Source organism: Rubrivivax gelatinosus (assembly GCF_004340905.1).
In the GTDB taxonomy this organism is placed as follows: Bacteria; Pseudomonadota; Gammaproteobacteria; order Burkholderiales; family Burkholderiaceae_C; genus Rubrivivax; species Rubrivivax gelatinosus.
The window spans coordinates 1-20219 of the sequence record NZ_SLXD01000004.1 but is presented as its reverse complement, the minus strand read 5'-3'; the positions used below and the strand labels follow the sequence as shown (position 1 = coordinate 20219).

The following is a 20219-nucleotide window of genomic DNA, read 5'->3' as shown; positions in this document are numbered from 1 at the left end:
GGCGCCGTTTCATCGCGGCGGACTGACCGCCCCCGGACCCATCGGACAAGCCCGAGGCCAGCGCGACACGCGCGGGGCCTGCGGCAGCCGTCCGCGTCCGCCGCCTCCCGAGCCCGCATGCGGCCCCGCGACACGTGGTGCCGCCCTCCGAACACGAGATTCCCATGACCCGACAAGGCTTCATTCTTTCCGCCCTGCCCCTGGCCGCCCTCGCCACGCTCGCCGCCTGCGGCGGTGGCGGCGGCAGCGACGGCGACGACACGCCCAGGACCGTCACGATCGAGTTCGCCGCCGTCGCCGGCAGCACGCCGATCGGCTGCGGCAGCACCGTCAGCGGCCTGGGCAGCGGCGCCGTCGACGCCAAGGTGCAGGACTTCCGCTTCTACGTCTCCAACGTGAAGCTGGTGAAGGCCAACGGCAGCGAAGTCGCGCTCACCCTGCCGGCCAACGACGACTGGAACTACAGCGCCGGCGGCAACGCCGTGACGCTGATCGACCTCGAGGACGGCAGCGGCGGCTGCAGCGCCGGCACCGCCGAAACCCACGCCACGCTCACCGGCACGGTACCCGCGGGCGACTACGTCGGCGTCAAGATGACGATGGGCGTGCCGTTCGCGCTGAACCACACCGACTACGCCTCGGCCCCGGCGCCGCTGGACGTGCAGGCCATGGCCTGGAGCTGGCAGTCGGGGCGCAAGTTCGCCAAGATCGAGGTCGTCGACCCCGATGGCGCCGAAGGCGACTGGACGGCGCACAGCTTCTACGTGCATCTGGGCTCGACCGGCTGCAGCGGCAACCCGGCCAACGGCGAGACCGTCTCCTGCGTCGCCGCCAACCGCATGGACTTCGCGCTCGCCGCCTTCGACCCGGCGACGCAGAAGATCGCCGTCGACCTGCGTGCGCTGCTGGCCGGCAACGACATCACGCGCAACCAGGCCGGCGCCCCGGGCTGCATGTCCGGCGGCACCGACCCCGAGTGCGCCGCGGTGTTCGAGGCGCTGGCCATAGCCTGGAAGGCCGACGGCAGCGGCAGCGGGCTGCCGGTCGACGGCGGCGCGGCGCAGACGCTGTTCCGGGCGGTGGCCAAGTGAAGCGCGGCGCCCCCGTCATCGCGGCGGGCGCCGCCGCCGCCGTGCTGGCCGCCGTCGCGGCCTGCGGCGGCGGCGGCACGACGCTCAACGAGGAGACCGGCGGCAGCGCCGCGTGGACCTGGACGCTGCCGGCCCACTTCCCCGAGCCCAAGGTGCCGGCCGACAACCCGATGTCGGCGGCCAAGGTCGAGCTCGGCCGCTTCCTGTTCTACGACCCGCGTCTGTCGGGCAACGGCGAGCAGTCCTGCGGCAGCTGCCACCTGCAGGCGCTGGCCTTCACCGACGGCCGCGCCACCGCCGTCGGCTCCACCGGCGAGGCCCACCCGCGTGCGGCGCAGCCGCTGTCCAACGTCGTCTACAACGCGACGCTGACCTGGGCCAACCCGTCGCTGGTGACGCTGGAGCGGCAGATGGAGACGCCGCTGTTCGGCGAGCGTCCGGTCGAGATGGGCGTCAACGACGCCAACAAGGCCGCGGTGCTGCAGCGCCTGCGCGCGGACAGCGGCATTGCCGGCTACCCGGCGCGTTTTGCCGCGGTCTTCGCCGGCGAGGCCGAACCCGTCAGCTGGGCCAACGTCATCAAGGCGATCGCCGCCTTCGAGCGCACGCTGATCTCGGGCCGCAGCCGCTACGACCAGTGGCTGGCCGGCCAGGCCGCGCTGTCCGAGGCCGAACAGCGCGGCATGAAGCTGTTCTTCGGCGAGAAGGCCGAGTGTTTCCACTGCCACGGCAGCTTCAACTTCAACGACCAGATCGTGCACGCGCGCAGCCGCGTCGTGGAGACGCCGTTCCACAACACCGGCCTCTACAACCTGGGCGGCACCGGCGCCTATCCGGAAGACAACCGCGGCGTCTTCGAACTCACCGCCAAGGCCGCCGACATGGGCGCCTTCCGCGCGCCCAGCCTGCGCAACGTCGAGGTCACGGCGCCCTACATGCACGACGGCAGCATCGCGACGCTGGCCGAGGTCGTCGCCACCTACGCCGCCGGCGGGCGCCACATCGCCTCGGGCCCCTACGCCGGCGACGGGCGCGCCAACCCCTACAAGGACCCGCTGGTCAGCCGCATCGAACTCGACGCGCAGGAACAGGCCGACATCGTCGCCTTCCTGAAGACGCTGACCGACCACGACTTCCTCACCGACCCGAACCATGCCGACCCGTTCACCACGCACTGACGCGCTGTGCGCCCTGGCCGCCGCCCTGCTGGCCGGTGCCGCCCAGGCCCACGAGGCGGGTGCCGACCCGCTGCCCGAAGACCCGGGCTGGCGCGTCGGCGCCGCCGCAGCCGTCTTCGCCGCCGACGCCGGCCGCCGCTGGCCCGCCGCCACGCTGCCCGGCGTGCTGCAGCGCGGCAGCCCGCCCGAGGATCAGCGCGGCGGCCTGACACTGGAACACGCGACGCTGGACGCCGCGGCCCGCTTCACGCCCCACTTCGGCGCCGCCGCGGCCGTCGGCTGGCACGACGGCGACGGCGCCCACGTCGAGGCCGCCGGGCTGCACCTGCGCTGGGCCGGCCACGGCGGCGAGTACGCGCTGCAGCTCGGCCGCGACACGGTGCGCCTGGGTGGCGTGATCGACGGCGCCGGCCACTACGACCGCTTCATCCAGACGCCGCTGGCCAAACGCGCCGTGTTCGACGACGAGTGGATCGACGACGGCGCCTCGCTCGCCTGGCGCGACCCGCTGGCCGACGGGCTGCGCGGCGTCGAGGCCGGGCTGTGGCGCGGCCGCGTTTTCCCCGGCGCCGAACACGGCCCGGCGGTGCCGTCGCTGCGCCTGCACCTGGGCTGGGGCCACGTCGACGCGCAGCTGAGCGCGGCACGTTTCCAGCCCGACGCACGCGGCTCGGCAGCCGCCACCGTCGGCGCGCCGGCGCACACGCACGGCACGCTGGACTGCCGCGCCAGCCTGCAGCAGCGCGTGTGTTTCGACGGCACGGCCGACGTGCTGGCCGCCAGCCTGCAGTGGCAGAACGACGCGGGCGACTGGACGCTGGCCGCCGCCGGGATGCTGCGCCGCGAGCGCGGCGAGCTCTACGCCACCGACGGCAGCGCCGGGCTGCGCTCGCGCGTGACCGGCGGCTGGGTCGACGCCGCCTGGCGCGCGGCGCCGGCCTGGACGCTGGCCGGCCGCCTGGAGCGGCTGGTGCCGCGCCAGAAGCTGGACGGCGTCGGCACCGTGTCGCTGGCGCGCGCCGCCGGGTTCGACGCGGCCGACAGCCGCCACCGCGCCACCGCCGCGGCGCTCTGGACCTGGCGTCCGGGCCTGACGCTGGCGCTGGAGACCGGGCGCGAGTGGGGGGCCGGCGAACACCTGTCGCAGCTCGCGCTGCGCCTGATCTGGAGCGAACCCGACCTGAAGGAGATCAGGCCGTGAATGCCCACGACACCGCCGACCGTTCGCGCCTGACGCGCCGCCGTTTCGGCCTGCTGCTGGCCGCCGCCTGCGCCGGCAGCGCGCGGGCGCACGGCACACGCGCCGGCGAACTCGCCATCGACCACCCGTACGCCACGCCGACACCCGCAGGGCTGGCCACCGGAGCGGTCTACTTCCGCAAGATCGAGAACCGCGGGCGCCAGGCCGACCGCCTGCTCGGCGCTTCGACGCCGCGCGCCGAACGCGTGGAGGTCCACCTGAGCACGATGGACGGCAACGTGATGCGCATGCGCGCCATCGAGGCGCTGGAGCTGCCGGCCGGCGCCAGCGTCCGGCTGCGCCACGGCGAAGCCGGCGCCCACCTGATGCTGTTCGGCCTGTCGGCGCCGCTGCGCGACGGAGAGCGTTTCCCGCTGACGCTGCGTTTCGAGCACGCGGGCACGGTCGAGGTCACGGTGTGGGTGCAACGCCCGCGCAAGAGCGCCGGCGGACACGAGCACTGATCACGCCGATCGGGAGGCCGTGACGACCTTCACGGCCAGCGTCGCACACTGAACAAATAACTCATTTCTAATATCTGACGCATTTGCTGACAGCGGCAGTCCGTCGGCGAGAACGGAGCGCAACCCCGTGTGCGGGACGACGCCCGTTCACGCAGGAGGACGCTGCAGCAGATGACTCCACGAGGCGGAAAGAGCAGGCTTCGGCGTGTCCGAGTTGGCGAATAAGCCTCTCGTCATGTGGAGGTTAACCCTTGGTCGGCGCCCACCACCCTCAATCATGAGGACGCCACGCCGATCATTTGTGCAGATATGACGGCGCCTATCACCGTGCGCCGAGCCCCCAACGCCCCCCGGAGGTCCCGTGCGCGCCACCACGTCCAACATGAAAGTCGCCACGCGGCTGATCATCGGCTTCGCAGTCGTCACCACCCTCGGCGTCACCGCCGCGGTGGTCGGCACGGTCGAGATGAGAACGATGTCCCACGACATCGACGAAGTTGCCAACGACCGCATGGTGAAGGTTCAGAAGTTCTCGCGCGTCAAGGACAACCTGAACGCCATCGCGCGCTATGCGCGCAACATCGTCATCACCGAGGACAAGGCCTTCGAAGACGGCGAACGCAAGAAGATCGCGGACCTGCGCGCCGAGAACGGCAAGCTGCTGGGCGAACTGGACAAGTCCGTCGTGCTGCCCGAAGGCCGGGCGCTGTTGAAGACGATCAACGACACGCGCCCCGAGTACAACCGTCTCGTCGACGATGCGCTGGCGCTGGACGCCAAGGGCGACGCGCAGGCCGCCGGCGATCTGCTGATGAACGTCGCGCGGGAGAAGCAGAACATCGTCTTCAAGGCCGTCGACGAGTCGATCGATCTGCAGCAGACCAAAGCCGAAACGCTGGCGAAGAACGCCCTCGCCTCGGCGAGCACCAGCGGCATGCTGATGGCCGGCCTGGCGCTGCTGATGGCGGCGGCCGGCGCGGTGGTGACCTGGCTGATGGTGCGCAACCTGAAGGCCGCATTGGGTGCCGAGCCGGCCGATCTGGGGCTGATCGCCCAGCGTGTCGCCGAAGGCGACCTGAGCCCGGTCGACGGCGCGGACAGCGCGCCCCGGAGCAGCGTGCTCGAGTCGCTGGCCGCGATGCAGCAGAGCCTGACGCGCATCGTCGGCCAGGTGCGTGCCAGCAGCGACAGCATCGCCACCGGCTCCTCGCAGATCGCCACCGGCAACGCCGACCTGAGCCAGCGCACCGAGGAACAGGCCAGCAACCTGCAGCAGACCGCCGCCTCGATGGAGCAGCTCTCCAGCACCGTCAAGCAGAACGCCGAGACCGCCCAGGAAGCCAACCGCATGGCCTCCTCGGCCGCCGCGGCCGCCGCGCGCGGCGGCGAGATGGTCGGCACCGTCGTCAACACGATGCAGGAGATCAGCCACTCCTCCAAGCGCATCGCCGAGATCATCGGCACCATCGACGGCATCGCCTTCCAGACCAACATCCTGGCGCTCAACGCCGCCGTCGAAGCCGCGCGTGCCGGTGAACAGGGCCGCGGCTTCGCCGTCGTCGCCAGCGAGGTGCGCAACCTCGCCAGCCGCTCGGCCGAAGCGGCCAAGGAGATCAAGAGCCTGATCGGCGCCAGCGTCGAGAAGGTCGAGATCGGCGCCCGCCAGGTCGACGAGACCGGCGAGTCGATGACCGCCATCGTCTCGCAGGTCCAGCGTGTCAGCCAGTTGATCGGCGAGATCACCAACGCCACCGTCGAGCAGTCCTCGGGCATCAGCCAGGTCGGCGACGCCGTCGGCCAGCTCGACCAGGTCACCCAGCAGAACGCCGCGCTCGTCGAGGAGAGCGCCGCCGCGGCCGAGAGCCTGCGCCTGCAGGCCGCCCGCCTGACCGAGCTCGTCGGCGTCTTCAAGACCGACGCCGGCGCGCCCCCCACCGCGACCGCCACGACCGCCGCGGCACGCCCGGCCGCGCCGGCGCGCACCCAGCCGACCGTGCCGCCGGTGGCCGCCCGCCGCAAGGCCGCGCCGGTCTCCGGCACTCCGGCCGAACGTGTGTCGACCCCCGCCGGGGCCGACGACTGGACCAGCTTCTGAGAGCCTTCATCACCATGCTCAGCTACCTCAAGATCGGCCAGCGCCTGGCGCTCGCCTTCGGCCTCCTGCTCGCGCTGCTGGGCGTCATGGCCGCTGTGGCCGCGTTCCAGATGTCCAAGCTGGCGGACAACTCGACCTACTACGCCGAGAACCTCGTGCCCTCGTACGAGGCGCAGCGCGAACTGTCGGTCGCACTCGGCGACTCGCGGCGCTTCGAGGCCCAGCACATCCTGTCGGATCGCACGAGCGACATGGACCGGCTCGAAAAGCTGATCACCGAGCGCCAGAAGATCGTCCACGACAAGCTCGACCTCTACGAGAAGTCGCTGACGTCTGACGACAAGGACCGCGAACTGCTCGCCCAGACACGCAAGACCATCGGTGCCTACTTCGCCACCTGGCAGACGCTGCAACCGATGTCGCGCCAGATGTCGGCCGACGCATCGATGGCCGCGAAGGCGGCGGCGGCGTACTCCGGCGAATCCACCGCGGCGTACGAGGCTGCGCTCTCGGCCGTCGGCCAATGGTGGGACTACAACGTCAAGCTGTCCGAGGCGCAGGCTGACAACTCGGCCGCCACCTACTCGCAGGCCCGGATGGTGCTGATCGCGATGGTCGTCACGGCCTTGGCGCTGGGCATCGGCGCCGCGGTGCTGATCACCCGCTCCATCGTCGCCCCGGTGCGCCGTGCCGTCGACCTGGCCGCTGCGGTCGCCGAGGGTGACCTCAGCCGCCGCATCGAAGCCGAGGGCCGCGACGAGATGGCCGACCTGATGCGCTCGCTGGGCCAGATGAACGACAACCTGTGCCGCATCGTCGGCCAGGTGCGCGCCAGCAGTGACAGCATCGCCACCGGTTCGTCGGAGATCGCCACCGGCAACGCCGACCTGAGCCAGCGCACCGAGGAACAGGCGAGCAACCTGCAGCAGACCGCCGCCTCGATGGAGCAGCTCTCCAGCACCGTCAAGCAGAACGCCGAGACCGCCAAGGAGGCCAACCGCATGGCCGGCGCCGCCGCCGACGCCGCCTCGCAGGGCGGTGCCCTCGTCGGCACCGTCGTCACGACGATGCAGGACATCGCCCAGTCGTCGCGCAAGATCGCCGAGATCATCGGCACCATCGACGGCATCGCCTTCCAGACCAACATCCTGGCGCTCAACGCGGCGGTGGAAGCCGCCCGTGCCGGCGAGCAGGGCCGCGGCTTCGCCGTCGTCGCCGGCGAGGTGCGCACGCTGGCCAGCCGTTCGGCCGAAGCGGCCAAGGAGATCAAGAGCCTGATTGGCGCCAGTGTCGAGAAGGTCGAGGTCGGCACGCGCCAGGTCGACGAGGCCGGCGAGTCGATGACGCACATCGTCTCGCAGGTGCAGCGGGTCAGCCAGCTGATCGGCGAGATCACCAACGCCACCGTCGAGCAGTCCTCTGGCATCGGCCAGGTCGGTGACGCCGTCGGCCAGCTCGACCAGGTCACGCAGCAGAACGCCGCGCTGGTGGAAGAAAGTGCCGCCGCCGCCGAGAGCCTGCGGGTGCAGGCCGCGCGCCTGACCGAACTCGTCGGCGTCTTCAAGCTCGCGCAGGGCGGCGCCGCGACGGCGCCGGCCGCGGCAAAGCTGCCCACGCCGCGCCCGACCGCGCCACGCACCGTGGCACCGGCCGCACGCCAGACCGCCCCCGCGTCGACCACGGCCACCGCCCCGGCCGCCCCGGCCGCCCCGGCACGCCCGAATGCGGCACGCGTGGCCGCGCCCGCAGGCGAGGACGACTGGACCAGCTTCTGACAGACGACGCTCCGGCGCCCGGCGCCGGTTCGCAGGCGCGCGCGCCCATGGCCGGCCAAACACCTGGACATGGCTGCGCGCTGCCACGGCCCCGGCGGCTCCGCGACGAAGTTCAGCACCCGTGAAGCGCGTCACGTGGCACCGAAAGACTCCCTATAGCGTGTATGGAAACAAGCCGATCTCGCTTGCTAGAACTGACTTGTTCCATCAGGGCGCCACGCGCCCGACCACGTCGCATCAGGAGTCCGCGATGGCCCAGAAATCTGAAATGAGGGTTGCCACCCGCTTGATCATCGGCTTTGCCGCCGTCGCCACGCTCGGCGTCGCGACGGCGCTCTACTCGGCCCTGCAACTGCGGGGCCTGTCGTCCGACATCGACACGCTCGCGTCCGACCGCATGAGCAAGGTGGAGAAGTTCTCCGCGGTCAAGGACAACATGAACGCGATCGCGCGCTATGCGCGCAACATCGTCATCGTCGCCGATCCGGCCATCGAAGCCGCCGAACGCAAGAAGATCGCCGAGATGCGCGCCGAGAACGGCCGCCTGCTCGGGGAACTCGACAAGATCATCGTCATGCCCGAGGGCCGGGCCCTGCTGAAGACGATCAACGACACGCGCCCCGACTACAACCGCCTCATCGACGAGGCGCTGGCGCTGGACGACAAGGGCGAGGCGCAGGCCGCCGCCGTGCTGCTGATGGGCGAGTCGCTGCAGAAGCAGCGCATCGTCTTCAAGGCCGTCGACGACTCCATGCACATGCAGCAGCAACTGGCCAGGGAACTGGGCGCGAGCGCGGTGGCCAAGGCCGGCTTCGACTCGATGGTCTTCGCCGTCCTGGCACTGCTGATGGCCGCCATCGGCGCCGCCGCCACCTGGCTGGTGGTACGCAACCTGAAGGCCGCGCTCGGGGCCGAGCCGGGTGAGCTGGGCCGCATCGCCCAGCGTGTCGCCGAAGGCGACCTGAGCCCGGTGGCCGGCGCGGAGCACGCGCCCAGGAACAGCGTGCTCGAGTCGCTGGCCGCGATGCAGCAGAGCCTGAGCCGCATCGTCGCGCAGGTGCGCGCCAGCAGCGACAGCATCGCCACCGGCTCCTCGCAGATCGCCACCGGCAACGCCGACCTGAGCCAGCGAACCGAGGAACAGGCGAGCAACCTGCAGGAAACCGCGGCTTCGATGGAGCAGCTCTCCAGCACCGTCAAGCAGAACGCCGAAACCGCCCGTGAAGCCAACCGCATGGCCGGTGCCGCTGCCGACGCCGCCTCGCAGGGCGGTGCCCTCGTCGGCACCGTCGTCACGACGATGCAGGACATCGCCCAGTCGTCGCGCAAGATCGCCGAGATCATCGGCACCATCGACGGCATCGCCTTCCAGACCAACATCCTGGCGCTCAACGCGGCGGTGGAAGCCGCCCGCGCGGGCGAGCAGGGCCGCGGCTTCGCCGTCGTCGCCGGCGAGGTGCGCACGCTGGCCAGCCGTTCGGCCGAAGCGGCCAAGGAGATCAAGAGTCTGATCGGCGCCAGCGTCGAGAAGGTCGAGATCGGCACGCGCCAGGTCGACGAGGCCGGCGAGTCGATGACGCACATCGTCTCGCAGGTGCAGCGGGTCAGCCAGCTCATCGGCGAGATCACCAACGCCACCGTCGAGCAGTCCTCGGGCATCGGCCAGGTCGGTGACGCCGTCGGCCAGCTCGACCAGGTCACGCAGCAGAACGCCGCGCTGGTGGAAGAAAGTGCCGCCGCCGCCGAGAGCCTGCGGGTGCAGGCCGCGCGCCTGACCGAACTCGTCGGCGTCTTCAAGCTCGCGCAAGGCGGCGCCGCGACGACGCCGGCGGCGGCCGCCCCGGCGGCGGCGAAGCTGCACGCGCCGCGCCCGACCGCGCCGCGCCCCGCGGCAGCGGCCACACGCCAGACCGCCCCCGCGTCGACCACGGCCACCGCGCCGGCCGCCCCGGTCGCCCCGGCACGCCCGAATGCGGCACGCGTGGCCGCGCCCGCAGGCGAGGACGACTGGACCAGCTTCTGAGCCGCGGCCCGATGTCCGGCGCCGCCAGGCGCCGGACGTCCCGTGAATCGAATCAATCGCGGCAGCAACTCACGACTTCATCGATTCCGGCGCCGTGACCCGCGCCGACGGGGCCAGAATCGGGGTTCTCCCGGACTGTCTTCGTCAGGCCGGCGGACCCACGAATCGAAAGACCGCCCCGGTGCGCACCCCCCACCCGGCCCGCCCGGGCATGGACGAGACCGGCCACCCCGCAGGCGGGGACGCCGAGTTCCATGCCGTGCACGACGCCGTGCTGCGCCTGCTCAAGCTGCACCAGAGCGCGCTCGACGCGATCTCGCAGGGTGTGCTGATCACCGACGCCAACCGGCGCATCACCTACGTCAACGCCGCGTTCGTCGAGCTCACCGGCTACACGGCCGAGGAAATGATCGGCTCGTCGTGCGCGCTGCTGCAGGGCCCCGGCACCTCGGCCGAGACGGTGCAGGCGATGCGCGCGGCACTGGACCGCGGCGAGCCCTTCCGTGCCGAACTGCTGAACTACCGCAAGGACGGCACGCCCTTCTGGAACGAGCTGAAGATCGTCCCGGTGTGCGGCGACGACGGCACGCTGACGCAGTTCGTCGGCGTGCAGCGTGACGTGACGGCGCGCCGCGACGCGATGAACAAGCTGTCGCTGGCCGCACGCGTGTTCGAGCAGAGCAACGAGGCGCTGGCGATCGCCGACCTCGGCGGCCGCTTCGTCGCCGTCAACAACGCCTTCACGCGCATCACCGGCTACGCCGAGCACGAGGTCATCGGCCAGAACCCGAGGCTGCTGAAGTCCGGGCTGCACGACGACGACTTCTACCGCCGCTTCTGGCAGGAGCTGCAGACACGCGGGCGCTGGGAAGGCGAGATCTGGAACCGGCGCAAGGACGGCACGGTGTATCCGGAGTGGCTGTCCGTCGGCCGCGTCGTCGACGAGGCCGGGCAGACGCAGAACTACGTCGCCTCGTTCAGCGACATCACCGCGCGCAAGCATGCCGAGGAGAACGTGCGCCGCCTGGCGTACTACGACCCGCTGACGGGCCTGCCCAACCGCGCGCTGCTGCAGCAGCGCGCCGCCCAGGCGCTGCAGATCGCGGTGCGCCACGGCGAGACGGTCGCGCTGATGTTCCTCGACCTGGACCACTTCAAGAACGTCAACGACACGCTGGGCCACCCGGTCGGCGACCGCCTGCTCGTCGCGCTGGCGCAGCGCATGCGCCCGGTGCTGCGCGACCAGGACACGCTGGCGCGCGTCGGCGGCGACGAGTTCGTGCTGGTGCTGCCCGGCACCGACGCGGCCGGCGCCACCCACGTCGCGCACAAGCTGCTGCAGATCGTGCAGGAGCCGCTGCAGCTGGAGGGCCACGAGCTGACCGTGACGCCGTCGATCGGCGTCGCGATCTTCCCCACCGACGCGGCCGACTACGACACGCTGTTCGCCTTCGCCGACGCGGCGATGTACCGCGCCAAGATGTCCGGCCGCGCCACGTTCAGCTTCTACACCGCCGAGATGCAGGCCCAGATGGCGCGCACGCTGCGGGTGGAGAACGCGCTGCGCCGCGCGCTCGAACGCCACGAGATGCAGCTGCACTACCAGCCGCAGTGTTCGGCGGCCGACGGCCACGTCGTCGGCGTCGAGGCGCTGCTGCGCTGGAACCACGCCGAGCTGGGCTGGATCGGCCCGGCCGAGTTCGTGCCGCTGGCCGAGAGCAGCGGCCAGATCGCGGTCATCGGCCGCTGGGTGCTGGACACCGCGCTGCGTCAGCAGCGTGCGTGGCTGGACGCCGGGCTGCGGCCGCTGCGCATGGCGGTCAACCTGTCGGCCGTGCAGCTGCGCCAGGCCGGGCTGGCCGACCTCGTCGCCGAGCTGCTGCAGCGCCACCGCGTCGACCCGGCCTGGCTGGAGATCGAGCTCACCGAGACCATGGCCTGGGACGACCCCGAAGGCTCGGCGCGCCAGATCGCACGGCTGCGTGCGATGGGGCTGCGCATCGCGCTGGACGACTTCGGCTCGGGCTACACCTCGTTCTCGCACCTGAGCCTGTTCCAGGCCGGCACGCTGAAGATCGACCGCTCGCTGGTCTCGCGCCTGGCGCCCGGCGCCAGCGAGAACAGCGTCGTCGCCGCGATCGTCAACCTCGCGCGCACGCTGCGCATGCACACCGTCGCCGAAGGCGTCGAGACGCCGACGCAGCGCGAGCTGCTGCTCGAGGCCGGCTGCGAGTCGGCGCAGGGCTGGCTGTACGGCCGGCCGATGCCGGCGGCGGACCTCGAGGCGCTGATTCGTGGTGCCTCGGCCGGCCCCGTGGGCTGACGCCGGACGCAGCCCGCGGCACGCTTCCCGGGGAACACCGCAGTGTTTCTCCGCGAGATATCTGGAAGCGGTTGCCGGAATACCCGGCGACTGCCAAACTGACGGTTGTCACGCTGCATCGCAGGCGGTTTTCGGTCGTTGGGGCCGATTTTCATGAATTCCATTGCGCTAAGCCTCACGCTACTGCAGCAAACCTGCGTCTACCTCGTCGTGGCCTATCTCCTGGCGGGCACCCGGATATTCATTCCGCTGATGCACGTGACGATCCGGCTGCCGCAGCGCACGGCCTGCTACGTCGTCTGCTCGCTGTTCTGCATCATGGGCACCTACCTCGGGCTGCACATCGACGACTCGATCGCGCACACGCGCGCCATCGGCTCGGTGCTCGGCGGCGTGCTCGGCGGCCCGGTGGTCGGCCTGGCGGTGGGCCTGACCGGCGGCCTGCACCGCTATTCGCTGGGCGGCAGCTCCGCCCTGCCCTGCGCCATCGCCACCGTCGTCGGCGGCCTGATCGGCGGCGGCTACCACCTCTACATGATCCGCCGCGGCAAGGCCGCCACCGTCTTCCGCCCGGTGCCGGTGGCGCTGGTGACGCTGGCGTCGATCGTCGTCGAGATGGCGATCCTGCTGCTGATGCTCAAGGCACCGGCGAACTGGCACCTGGTCGAGCAGATCGCGATCCCGATGGGCGTGGCCAACACGCTGGGCGCGGGCATGTTCATGCGCATCCTCGTCGACCGGCGCAAGCTCTACGAACGCCAGTCGACCGTCTTCTCGACCAAGGCGCTGGCGATCGCCGCGCGCGTCGAGGGCCTGCTGCGCGAAGGTTTCGACCCCGACGGATCGGCGCGTGCGACCCGCGTCGTCAAGGTCATCCAGGAGGAGACCGGCGTCGGCGCGGTGGCGATGACCGACACCCGCCAGCTCGTCGCCTTCACCGGCATCGGCGCCGACCACCACCTGCCGGGCACGCTGATCGAGTCCAAGCTGACGCAGCAGGCGATCGAGCGCAACGAAGTCGTCTACGCCGACGGCAACGAGGTGCCCTACCGCTGCTCGATCCACGCCCGCTGCCCGCTGGCCTCGTGCCTGATCATCCCGCTGACCGACGAGGAGAACCAGGTCATCGGCACGATCAAGCTCTACGAGCCGCGCAGCCGGCTGTTCTCCAACATCAACCGCACGCTCGGCGAAGGCATCGGCCGGCTGCTGTCCAACCAGATCCTCGCCGGGCGCTACCTGCGTCAGCGCGAGATGCTGGCGCAGTCGGAGATCAAGCTGCTGCAGGCCCAGATCAACCCGCACTTCCTGTTCAACGCGCTGAACACGCTGATCGCGGTGATCCGCCGCGACCCGGAACGCGCCTGCACGCTGGTCTTCAGCCTGTCGACCTTCTTCCGCAGCAACCTCAAGCGCCCCAGCGAGGACGCGCGCCTGATCGAGGAACTGGCCCACGTCTCGTCCTACCTGGAGATCGAGCAGGCGCGTTTCGGCGACCGGCTGCAGGTCGAGTTCGACGTGCCCGACCGGCTGCAGCACGTGCGCCTGCCGGCGTTCTCGCTGCAGCCGGTGGTCGAGAACGCGATCAAGCACGGCACCTCGCAGCTGCTGGGCATCGGCCGGGTGAAGATCTCGGCGCGCCAGGAAGGCCACGACCTGCGGCTGTGCGTCGAGGACAATGCCGGCCTGTACAAGCCGCCGGCCGAAGGCAACGACGGCCTGGGCGTGAACCTGGTGCGCCGCCGCATCGCCAACCGCTACGGCGCCGGCTACGGCATGGACATCGAATGCGAGCCCGAGGTCATGACGCGCGTGACGCTGCGCATGCCCTTGTCCACCGGCGAGCCCTGAACCGCGAGGCTGTGATGAACGTCCTGATCGTCGACGACGAAACCCCGGCACGCGAGGAGATCGCGCGCCTGCTGTCCCGGGTGGCCGACGTGAGCATCGTCGGCCAGTGCGCCAACGCCGTCGAGGCGCTGGCGGCGATCAACCACCTGCACCCGGACGTCGTCTTCCTCGACATCAACATGCCGCAGATCAGCGGCCTGGAACTGCTGGGCATGCTCGACCCCGAGGAGATGCCTCGCGTGGTCTTCCTCACCGCGTACAGCGAGTACGCGCTGAAGGCCTTCGAGCAGGACGCCTTCGACTACCTGTTGAAGCCCGTGGACCCGGCGCGGCTGGACGTCACGCTGCAGCGCCTGCGCCGCGACGCCGCGCCGACGGCCGACCTCTCCAAGCTGGCAGCACCGCTGCGCCAGATTCCCTGCCCCGGCCACCAGCGCGTGCAGCTGGTCAAGGTCGAGCAGGTGGAGTACGCCAACTCCACCGGCACCGGGGTCTTCCTCGTGACGACCGACGGCGTCGAGCACTTCACCGAGCTGACGCTGCGCACGCTGGAGGAGCGCACGCCGCTGCTGCGCTGCCACCGCCAGTACCTCGTGAACCCGGAGCAGATCCTCGAGATCGTGTTCCAGGAGCTCGGCGGCGCCGAGATCGTCACCCACGGCGGCCGGCGCGTGCCGGTCAGCCGCCGGCTGCTCGGCGAACTGAAGGAGAAGCTGGGCTTCGCCTGATCAGACCGCGGCGACGACGCGCGCGAACCAGCCCTGCACGCCCGCGCGCACCGGCTGCACGTCGATGCGGCCATCGGGTGTCAGGCGGTTCACGGCCATCGGCACGATCTCGGCCAGCACCTGGGCGGCGTCGACCGGGTCCAGGTCCAGGCGACGCACCAGCTTGTCGTACAGGCGCTCGCCGAGCGCGCGGCGCATCGTCGCGCCGTCCATCGTGTTGTCGGCGCCGTGGGTGATCCAGCCACGCATCGCCTCGCCGCAGCCTTCGGCGTCGAAACGTGCCGCCAGCGACGTGAGGCCGCCGTCGTGCTGGCGCAGCAGGCGCATCAGCGACTGCACGAGCTTGCTGTTCTCGCCGCCACAACGCCGCGCCTTGCGCGCGAGACCGATCGCCATTTCTTCGAATTCACAGCACATCACAACCTCGACTGGTTTCGCTCCGGTCTCCCCGGAGAATCTTCTGGTTCCAACATAATCCAGCCCGGAGATACTGTCCAGGGCTCCCGCGAAGCGGCCGCCGGATGCCCCCCGAAATTCACCGAAGAAACCCCGGAGAAAATACCGCCGGGGCCTGCCCGGGAACCGCTCGGGGCCGATCTGCGACCGCTCGCCGGAAAGTCCGGCGGCGCGTCTCGCCGGCGCCACGCCGGACCTCAGGCGACGAGGCGACCCTCGAGTTCGCGGTCCAGCGCCTGCGACATCGCCTGCCAGGCCCGGCCGGCGACGCAGGCTCCGGCATGGTCGTACTCGACCTCGATGCGCCGGCGCAGCACGACCAGCGCACACAGGTTCAGCCGCTGGCGCTCGGGCCCGTGTGGCACGCGCGCGGCGGCGCGGCGTCGGCCCTGGCGGCGGTCCAGCGTTTCGCGTGCCAGCGCCTGCACCGCGACGGCATCGTCCCAGTCCAGGCCCAGCGCCAGCCCGGCGCGCAGCAGCGCGCGTTCGGTCTCGCGCGCGGTGGCGGTGTAGTCGATGAATCCGGACATCGCGTCCTCCTCCGTTCAGGCGGTCTTGGCCGCGGCGCGTGCGCCGCGCCGGAACAGCCACCAATAGGCGCCGGCGACGAGCAGCGCGCCGCCGACCCAGTTGCCCAGCGTCACGACGCCCAGGTTGATCAGGTACTGGCCCACCGGGATCTCGGCGGCCGCCCGGGCCTGCGCCGCGGGCTCGGCCCAGAAGCTCGCCGGCGCGAACCACTTGACCATCAGGCCGTAGGGCACGAAGTACATGTTGGCCACGCAGTGCTCGAAGCCGGCGGCGACGAAGGCCGTGATCGGCAGGAACATCGCGACGATCTTGTCGGTCACGCTGCGTGCGGCCAGCGACAGCCAGGTCGCGAGACACACGAGCACGTTGCACAGGATGGCCAGCGAAAACGCCTTCAACGGCGGCAGGCTGGCCTTGCTGGCGGCCAGGTACAGCGCGCTGGCGCCGACCTCGCCGTGACCGAAGCCGTACTGGCCGCCGAGGAAGACGATGACCGCGGTGCCGAGCGCACCGACCAGGTTGCCGAACCAGACGAGGGTCCAGACCCGCAGCATGCGCCGCGTGTCCAGCCGGCCGCTGGCCCAGGCCATGACCATCAGCGCGTCGCTGGTGAAGAGCTGCGCGCCGGCGACGACGACCAGCATCAGCCCCATCGAGAACGCCGCGCCCATCAGCAGGCGCATCACGCCCCAGGGCAGCATGTGCTCGGCGCCGGCGATGGCAATCGTGGCGAACATCGCGCCCAGCGCGACGAAGGCGCCGCCGAGCACGGCCAGGCCGAACTGCTGGGCCGGCGCGGCCTTGGCCTTCTTGACGCCCATCTCCTCGGCGGCGCAGGCCACCGCGTCGGGCGCCAGCGGATCGAACAGCGAACGCGGGGCGGCCGCGCCGTAGGCGGCAGCCGGCTCCTCGCCGTTCAGCAGGTGGCGGGGGTGCGTGCGGTCGAGCATGGTTGTCCTTCATCGGCCTCACGGCCGTTCGGCGCGCTTGCGGCCAGCACGGCCAGCGTATGCAGCGCGATCATCTTTTCCTCGTTCGTCGGCAGCACGAACACCGGCACGACCGAGTCGTCGGCGGAGATCTCGAGCGCGCTGCGGCCGTTGGCGTAGTCGTCGATCGCCAGGCCCATCCAGCCCAGGCGCGAACAGACCTCGGCGCGCACGCCGGGCGAGTTCTCGCCGATGCCGGCGGTGAACACGAGGGCGTCGATGCCGCCCATCGAGCCGGCCATCGCCGCCACCTCCTTGGCGACACGAAAGCAGAACAGCTCGATCGCGCGGCGCGCCGCCGGGTCGGTGGACTGCTCCAGCGCGCGCATGTCGCTGGACACGCCCGAGACGCCGAGCAGGCCCGAGCGCCGGTACAGCAGGTCCTCCAGCGCGTCGGCGCCCATGCCTTTCTCGCGCATCAGGTACAGCAGCACGCCGGGGTCCAGCGAGCCGCTGCGGGTGCCCATCGGCACGCCGTCCAGCGCCGTGAAACCCATCGTCGTGTCGACGCCGCGGCCGGCGTGCACGGCCGCCAGGCTGGAGCCATTGCCCAGGTGGCAGACGACGACGCGCGCGTTGGCCAGCTCGGGCCGCAGCGCCGCCAGCCGTTGCGAGACGTACTCGTAGGACAGGCCGTGGAAGCCGTAGCGCTGCACGCCTTCGTAGCTCAGTTCCTGTGGCAGCGCGTAGGTGCTCGCCACCCAGGGCAGCTCGGCATGGAAGGCGGTGTCGAAACACGCGACCTGCGGCAGTTCGGGGTGGCTGGCCGCCAGCGCGCGCATCGGCGCCAGGTTGTGTGGCTGGTGCAGCGGCGCCAGCGGCACCAGGGCCTGCAGTTCGGCGAGCACCTCGGGCGTCACGCGCACCGGGCGGCTGAAACCGCGCCCGCCGTGCACGACACGGTGGCCGGCGGCGACGATGCGGTCCTCGGGCAGCGCCTGGCCCAGCCAGGCCAGCAGGTACTCCAGCAGCGCCGGGCGGCGCTGCGAGTCCTCGGCGCTCCAGCGGCGCTGGGCGACGACGCGCCGGTTGGCGTCCCGGGCCTCGAAGCGGGCGTCGGTGCCGATGCCGGCGATCTGGCCGTTCAGCACCTGATGCAGGTCCTCGGTGGCCTCGTCGCGGCGCAGCACCGCGAACTTCAGGCTCGACGAGCCCGCGTTGAGCACCAGGCAGGATTGGTGTCGGCTCATCGCGGCCTCACTCGGCGGCGGCGCGCCGGGCCTGGGCCAGCAGCGCGGCAATGGCGCACGAGGCCAGGCGCGAACGCTGGCTGTCGGCGCGGCTGGTCAGGATCACCGGCACCTTGGCGCCCAGCACGATGCCCGCGGCGTCGGCGTTGGCCAGGAAGCTGAGCTGCTTGGCGAGCATGTTGCCCGCCACCATGTCGGGCACGAGCAGGATGTCGGCCTGCCCGGCCACCGGCGACACGATGCCCTTGGTGCGTGCGGCCTCGGCCGAGATCGCGTTGTCGAAGGCCAGCGGGCCGTCGAGCACGCCGCCGGTGATCTGGCCGCGGTCGGCCATCTTGCAGAGCACCGCCGCTTCCAGCGTCGACGGGATCTTCGGGTTGACGTTCTCGACCGCCGACAGGATCGCCACCTTGGGCGTCTTCACGCCCAGCGCCTGCGCGAGGTGGATCGCGTTCTGGACGATGTGCATCTTGTCGTCCAGCGTCGGCGAGATGTTGATCGCCGCGTCGGTGATCAGCAGCGTGCGTTCGTAGGTCGGCACGTGCATCACGAAGACGTGGCTGATGCGCGCCGCGGTGCGCAGCGCGTTGTCCTTGCGCACCACCGCGCCCATCAGCTCGTCGGTGTGCAGCGAGCCCTTCATCAGCGCCTGCACCTCGCCGTCGCGTGCCAGGCGCGCGGCGGCTTCGGCGGCGTCCTTCGGGAACTCGACGTCGACGATGCGGCAGGCCGAGATGTCCAGCCCGTGTTCGGCGGCGATGGCCTTCATCTGCCGCGCCGGCCCGACCAGCACCGGCTCGATCAGCCCGGCCTCGGCGGCGTCGACCGCAGCGCGCAACGAGGGTTCGTTGCAGGGGTAGGCCACCGCGGTGGGCACCGGCGCCAGGCGCTCGCACTTCTTCAGCAGCGCGTCGTGCTGGTGGTGGCCGATGAGCTGCACCTCGGGCAGATCGACCGGCGCGGTCCGGACCTTGGCCACGGGCGCCACGACTTCGGCGATGCCGCCGGCCACGAGGATGCCGTCCTGGTTGACGCAGCCGCAATCGAGCACGACCACACGGTCGGCGTCGCGTTTCTCGACCACCGTCACCGTGGCGGTGATGCGGTCGCCGACGCTGATCGGGTGCAGGAAGTGCAGGTCCTGGCTGAGGTAGACCGTGCCCGGGCCCGGCAGGCGCGAACCGATCAGGCCCGAGACCAGCGCGCCGGTCCACATGCCGTGGGCGATGACCTTGCCGTGGCCGCTGCCGGCGGCGAAACGCGGGTCCAGATGCACCGGGTTGCGGTTCTCGGAGACCGTGGCGAACAGCCGCACGTCGTCCATCGTCAGCGCCCGCGTGCGGGCGGCCGACTGGCCGACGAGGATCTCGTCGTAGGGCAGGTTCTCGCTGACGCCGTCGTCGGCGTCGATCACGGGAGGGCGCGGCGTCGCGGCGGCGGCCTGGAAACGGGCGCCGTCGTGCAGCGCGGCGGTGGGGCGGGTTTCGGTCAGCATGGCGGTCTGTGCGGTTTCGCGGGCAACAGGAGGCCCGACCGGGGTCGTGCCCGGTGTCTTGATTCGGTCGGGGGCGGGGTTCGGCGGGCGCTCAGGTGACCTGCAATCCGGCCTCGCGGAACATCGAGCGCGTGCGCTCGACGAGCTCTTCGGACGGCGGCGCCACGCCGGCCAGGCGGTAGTTCAGCTCACGCTCGTGCCACTTGTGCTCGCCCATCTGGTGGAAGGGCAGCACATCCACACGCTGCACGTTGCCCAGCCGGGCGGCGAAGGCAGCCAGCGCGCGGATCTCGCTGTCGTGGTCGGTCCAGCCGGGCACCAGCACGTAGCGCAGGATGATCGGCTTGGCCGCGGCGGCCAGCCGGCGCGCGAAGTCCAGCGTGGGTTTGAGCTCGGCGCCGGTCAGCCGGTGGTAGCTCTTCTCGCTGAAGGCCTTGATGTCCAGCAGCACCAGGTCCAGGTCGGCCATCATCTCGTCGTCGACCTTGGCGCCCAGGTAGCCCGAGGTGTCCAGCGCGGTGTGCAGGCCCATCGCCTTGCAGCCGCGCAGCAGCGCCTTGACGAAGCGCGGCTGCGTCAGCGGCTCGCCGCCGCTGAGCGTCACGCCCCCCTTGGCCTGGATGAAGCCGCGGTAGCGGCCGATGTCCGTCAGGATCTCGGCGACGCTGGTGAGCGTGCCGTCGTGACGATGCCAAGTGTCGGGGTTGTGGCAGTACGCGCAGCGCAGCGGACAGCCCGAGAGGAACAGCACGTAGCGGATCCCCGGGCCATCCACCGTCCCGCAGGTCTC

16 protein-coding genes are annotated in these 20219 nt (G+C 71.1%); 10 read left to right on the top strand and 6 right to left on the bottom strand.

Annotation, left to right across the window (positions count from 1 at the left end):
• Positions 1–164 precede the first annotated feature (164 nt).
• The 10 genes from EV684_RS07360 to btsR all read left to right on the top strand — a co-directional run bounded on the left by EV684_RS07360 (position 165) and on the right by btsR (position 14768).
• Complete coding sequence (locus EV684_RS07360; RefSeq protein WP_132645733.1) at positions 165–1091, top strand: MbnP family copper-binding protein; 927 nt, start codon at positions 165–167, stop codon at positions 1089–1091.
• Positions 1088–2269, top strand: coding sequence for a methanobactin export MATE transporter MbnM (locus EV684_RS07355; protein WP_132645731.1), 1182 nt, complete (start codon positions 1088–1090; stop codon positions 2267–2269). The genes EV684_RS07360 and EV684_RS07355 overlap by 4 nt, the downstream gene beginning before the upstream one ends.
• Positions 2244–3470: a hypothetical protein gene (locus EV684_RS07350; RefSeq protein WP_132645729.1), complete on the top strand. Its 1227-nt coding sequence runs from the start codon at positions 2244–2246 to the stop codon at positions 3468–3470. Before EV684_RS07355 ends, EV684_RS07350 begins: the two co-directional genes overlap by 26 nt.
• Entirely contained in the window at positions 3467–3973 is a 507-nt protein-coding gene (locus EV684_RS07345) for a copper chaperone PCu(A)C (RefSeq protein WP_132645727.1), read from the top strand. Before EV684_RS07350 ends, EV684_RS07345 begins: the two co-directional genes overlap by 4 nt.
• A gap of 382 nt (positions 3974–4355) precedes the next feature.
• A complete protein-coding gene (locus EV684_RS07340) occupies positions 4356–6068 on the top strand; it encodes a methyl-accepting chemotaxis protein (RefSeq protein WP_132646291.1) in 1713 nt (570 codons plus the stop codon).
• Between the two features lie 14 nt (positions 6069–6082).
• On the top strand, positions 6083–7843 hold the full coding sequence (locus tag EV684_RS07335; protein ID WP_132645725.1) for a methyl-accepting chemotaxis protein: 1761 nt from the start codon (positions 6083–6085) through the stop codon (positions 7841–7843).
• Positions 7844–8111: 268 nt separating this feature from the next.
• Positions 8112–9866, top strand: coding sequence for a methyl-accepting chemotaxis protein (locus tag EV684_RS07330; protein ID WP_132645723.1), 1755 nt, complete (start codon positions 8112–8114; stop codon positions 9864–9866).
• Positions 9867–10047: 181 nt separating this feature from the next.
• A complete protein-coding gene (locus tag EV684_RS07325) occupies positions 10048–12189 on the top strand; it encodes a putative bifunctional diguanylate cyclase/phosphodiesterase (protein ID WP_243651097.1) in 2142 nt (713 codons plus the stop codon).
• A gap of 153 nt (positions 12190–12342) precedes the next feature.
• Positions 12343–14040 carry a sensor histidine kinase gene (locus tag EV684_RS07320; protein WP_132645721.1) on the top strand — a complete coding sequence of 566 codons (1698 nt, stop codon included), beginning with the start codon at positions 12343–12345 and terminating at the stop codon, positions 14038–14040.
• A 14-nt stretch (positions 14041–14054) separates the two neighbouring features.
• Positions 14055–14768 carry a two-component system response regulator BtsR gene (gene btsR / locus EV684_RS07315; RefSeq protein WP_132645719.1) on the top strand — a complete coding sequence of 238 codons (714 nt, stop codon included), beginning with the start codon at positions 14055–14057 and terminating at the stop codon, positions 14766–14768.
• Here the strand turns inward: btsR and EV684_RS24645 are convergent, their stop codons facing one another.
• The 6 genes from EV684_RS24645 to pflA form a co-directional block, all read right to left on the bottom strand.
• Positions 14769–15413, bottom strand: a complete 645-nt coding sequence (locus tag EV684_RS24645; protein WP_375138634.1) for a YidB family protein — start codon at positions 15411–15413, stop codon at positions 14769–14771.
• 8 nt (positions 15414–15421) lie between these two features.
• Complete coding sequence (locus tag EV684_RS07305) at positions 15422–15754, bottom strand: hypothetical protein (protein ID WP_132645715.1); 333 nt, start codon at positions 15752–15754, stop codon at positions 15422–15424.
• A 15-nt stretch (positions 15755–15769) separates the two neighbouring features.
• Positions 15770–16705 (bottom strand): formate/nitrite transporter family protein, encoded by a 936-nt coding sequence (locus EV684_RS07300; RefSeq protein WP_132645713.1) that lies wholly within the window; start codon positions 16703–16705, stop codon positions 15770–15772.
• On the bottom strand, positions 16672–17934 hold the full coding sequence (locus EV684_RS07295) for an acetate/propionate family kinase (protein ID WP_132645711.1): 1263 nt from the start codon (positions 17932–17934) through the stop codon (positions 16672–16674). Before EV684_RS07295 ends, EV684_RS07300 begins: the two co-directional genes overlap by 34 nt.
• A gap of 7 nt (positions 17935–17941) precedes the next feature.
• The gene (locus tag EV684_RS07290) at positions 17942–19429 is read right to left on the bottom strand and encodes a bifunctional enoyl-CoA hydratase/phosphate acetyltransferase (RefSeq protein WP_132645709.1); all 1488 of its coding nucleotides are present in this window, start codon (positions 19427–19429) and stop codon (positions 17942–17944) included.
• A 91-nt stretch (positions 19430–19520) separates the two neighbouring features.
• On the bottom strand, positions 19521–20219 hold a 699-nt coding region (pflA, locus tag EV684_RS07285; RefSeq protein ID WP_132645707.1), incomplete at its 5' end, for a pyruvate formate-lyase-activating protein.

What these genes read in the sequence shown, in the direction of transcription:
- EV684_RS07360 (WP_132645733.1), top strand. Translation starts at nt 165, where the DNA reads ATGACCCGACAAGGCTTCATTCTTTCCGCCCTGCCCCTGGCCGCCCTC.
- EV684_RS07350 (WP_132645729.1), top strand. Translation starts at nt 2,244, where the DNA reads ATGCCGACCCGTTCACCACGCACTGACGCGCTGTGCGCCCTGGCCGCC.
- EV684_RS07340 (WP_132646291.1), top strand. Translation starts at nt 4,356, where the DNA reads ATGAAAGTCGCCACGCGGCTGATCATCGGCTTCGCAGTCGTCACCACC.
- EV684_RS07335 (WP_132645725.1), top strand. Translation starts at nt 6,083, where the DNA reads ATGCTCAGCTACCTCAAGATCGGCCAGCGCCTGGCGCTCGCCTTCGGC.
- EV684_RS07330 (WP_132645723.1), top strand. Translation starts at nt 8,112, where the DNA reads ATGAGGGTTGCCACCCGCTTGATCATCGGCTTTGCCGCCGTCGCCACG.
- EV684_RS07320 (WP_132645721.1), top strand. Translation starts at nt 12,343, where the DNA reads ATGAATTCCATTGCGCTAAGCCTCACGCTACTGCAGCAAACCTGCGTC.
- btsR (WP_132645719.1), top strand. Translation starts at nt 14,055, where the DNA reads ATGAACGTCCTGATCGTCGACGACGAAACCCCGGCACGCGAGGAGATC.
- EV684_RS07305 (WP_132645715.1), bottom strand. Translation starts at nt 15,754, where the DNA reads ATGTCCGGATTCATCGACTACACCGCCACCGCGCGCGAGACCGAACGC.
- EV684_RS07300 (WP_132645713.1), bottom strand. Translation starts at nt 16,705, where the DNA reads ATGCTCGACCGCACGCACCCCCGCCACCTGCTGAACGGCGAGGAGCCG.
- EV684_RS07295 (WP_132645711.1), bottom strand. Translation starts at nt 17,934, where the DNA reads ATGAGCCGACACCAATCCTGCCTGGTGCTCAACGCGGGCTCGTCGAGC.
- EV684_RS07290 (WP_132645709.1), bottom strand. Translation starts at nt 19,429, where the DNA reads ATGCTGACCGAAACCCGCCCCACCGCCGCGCTGCACGACGGCGCCCGT.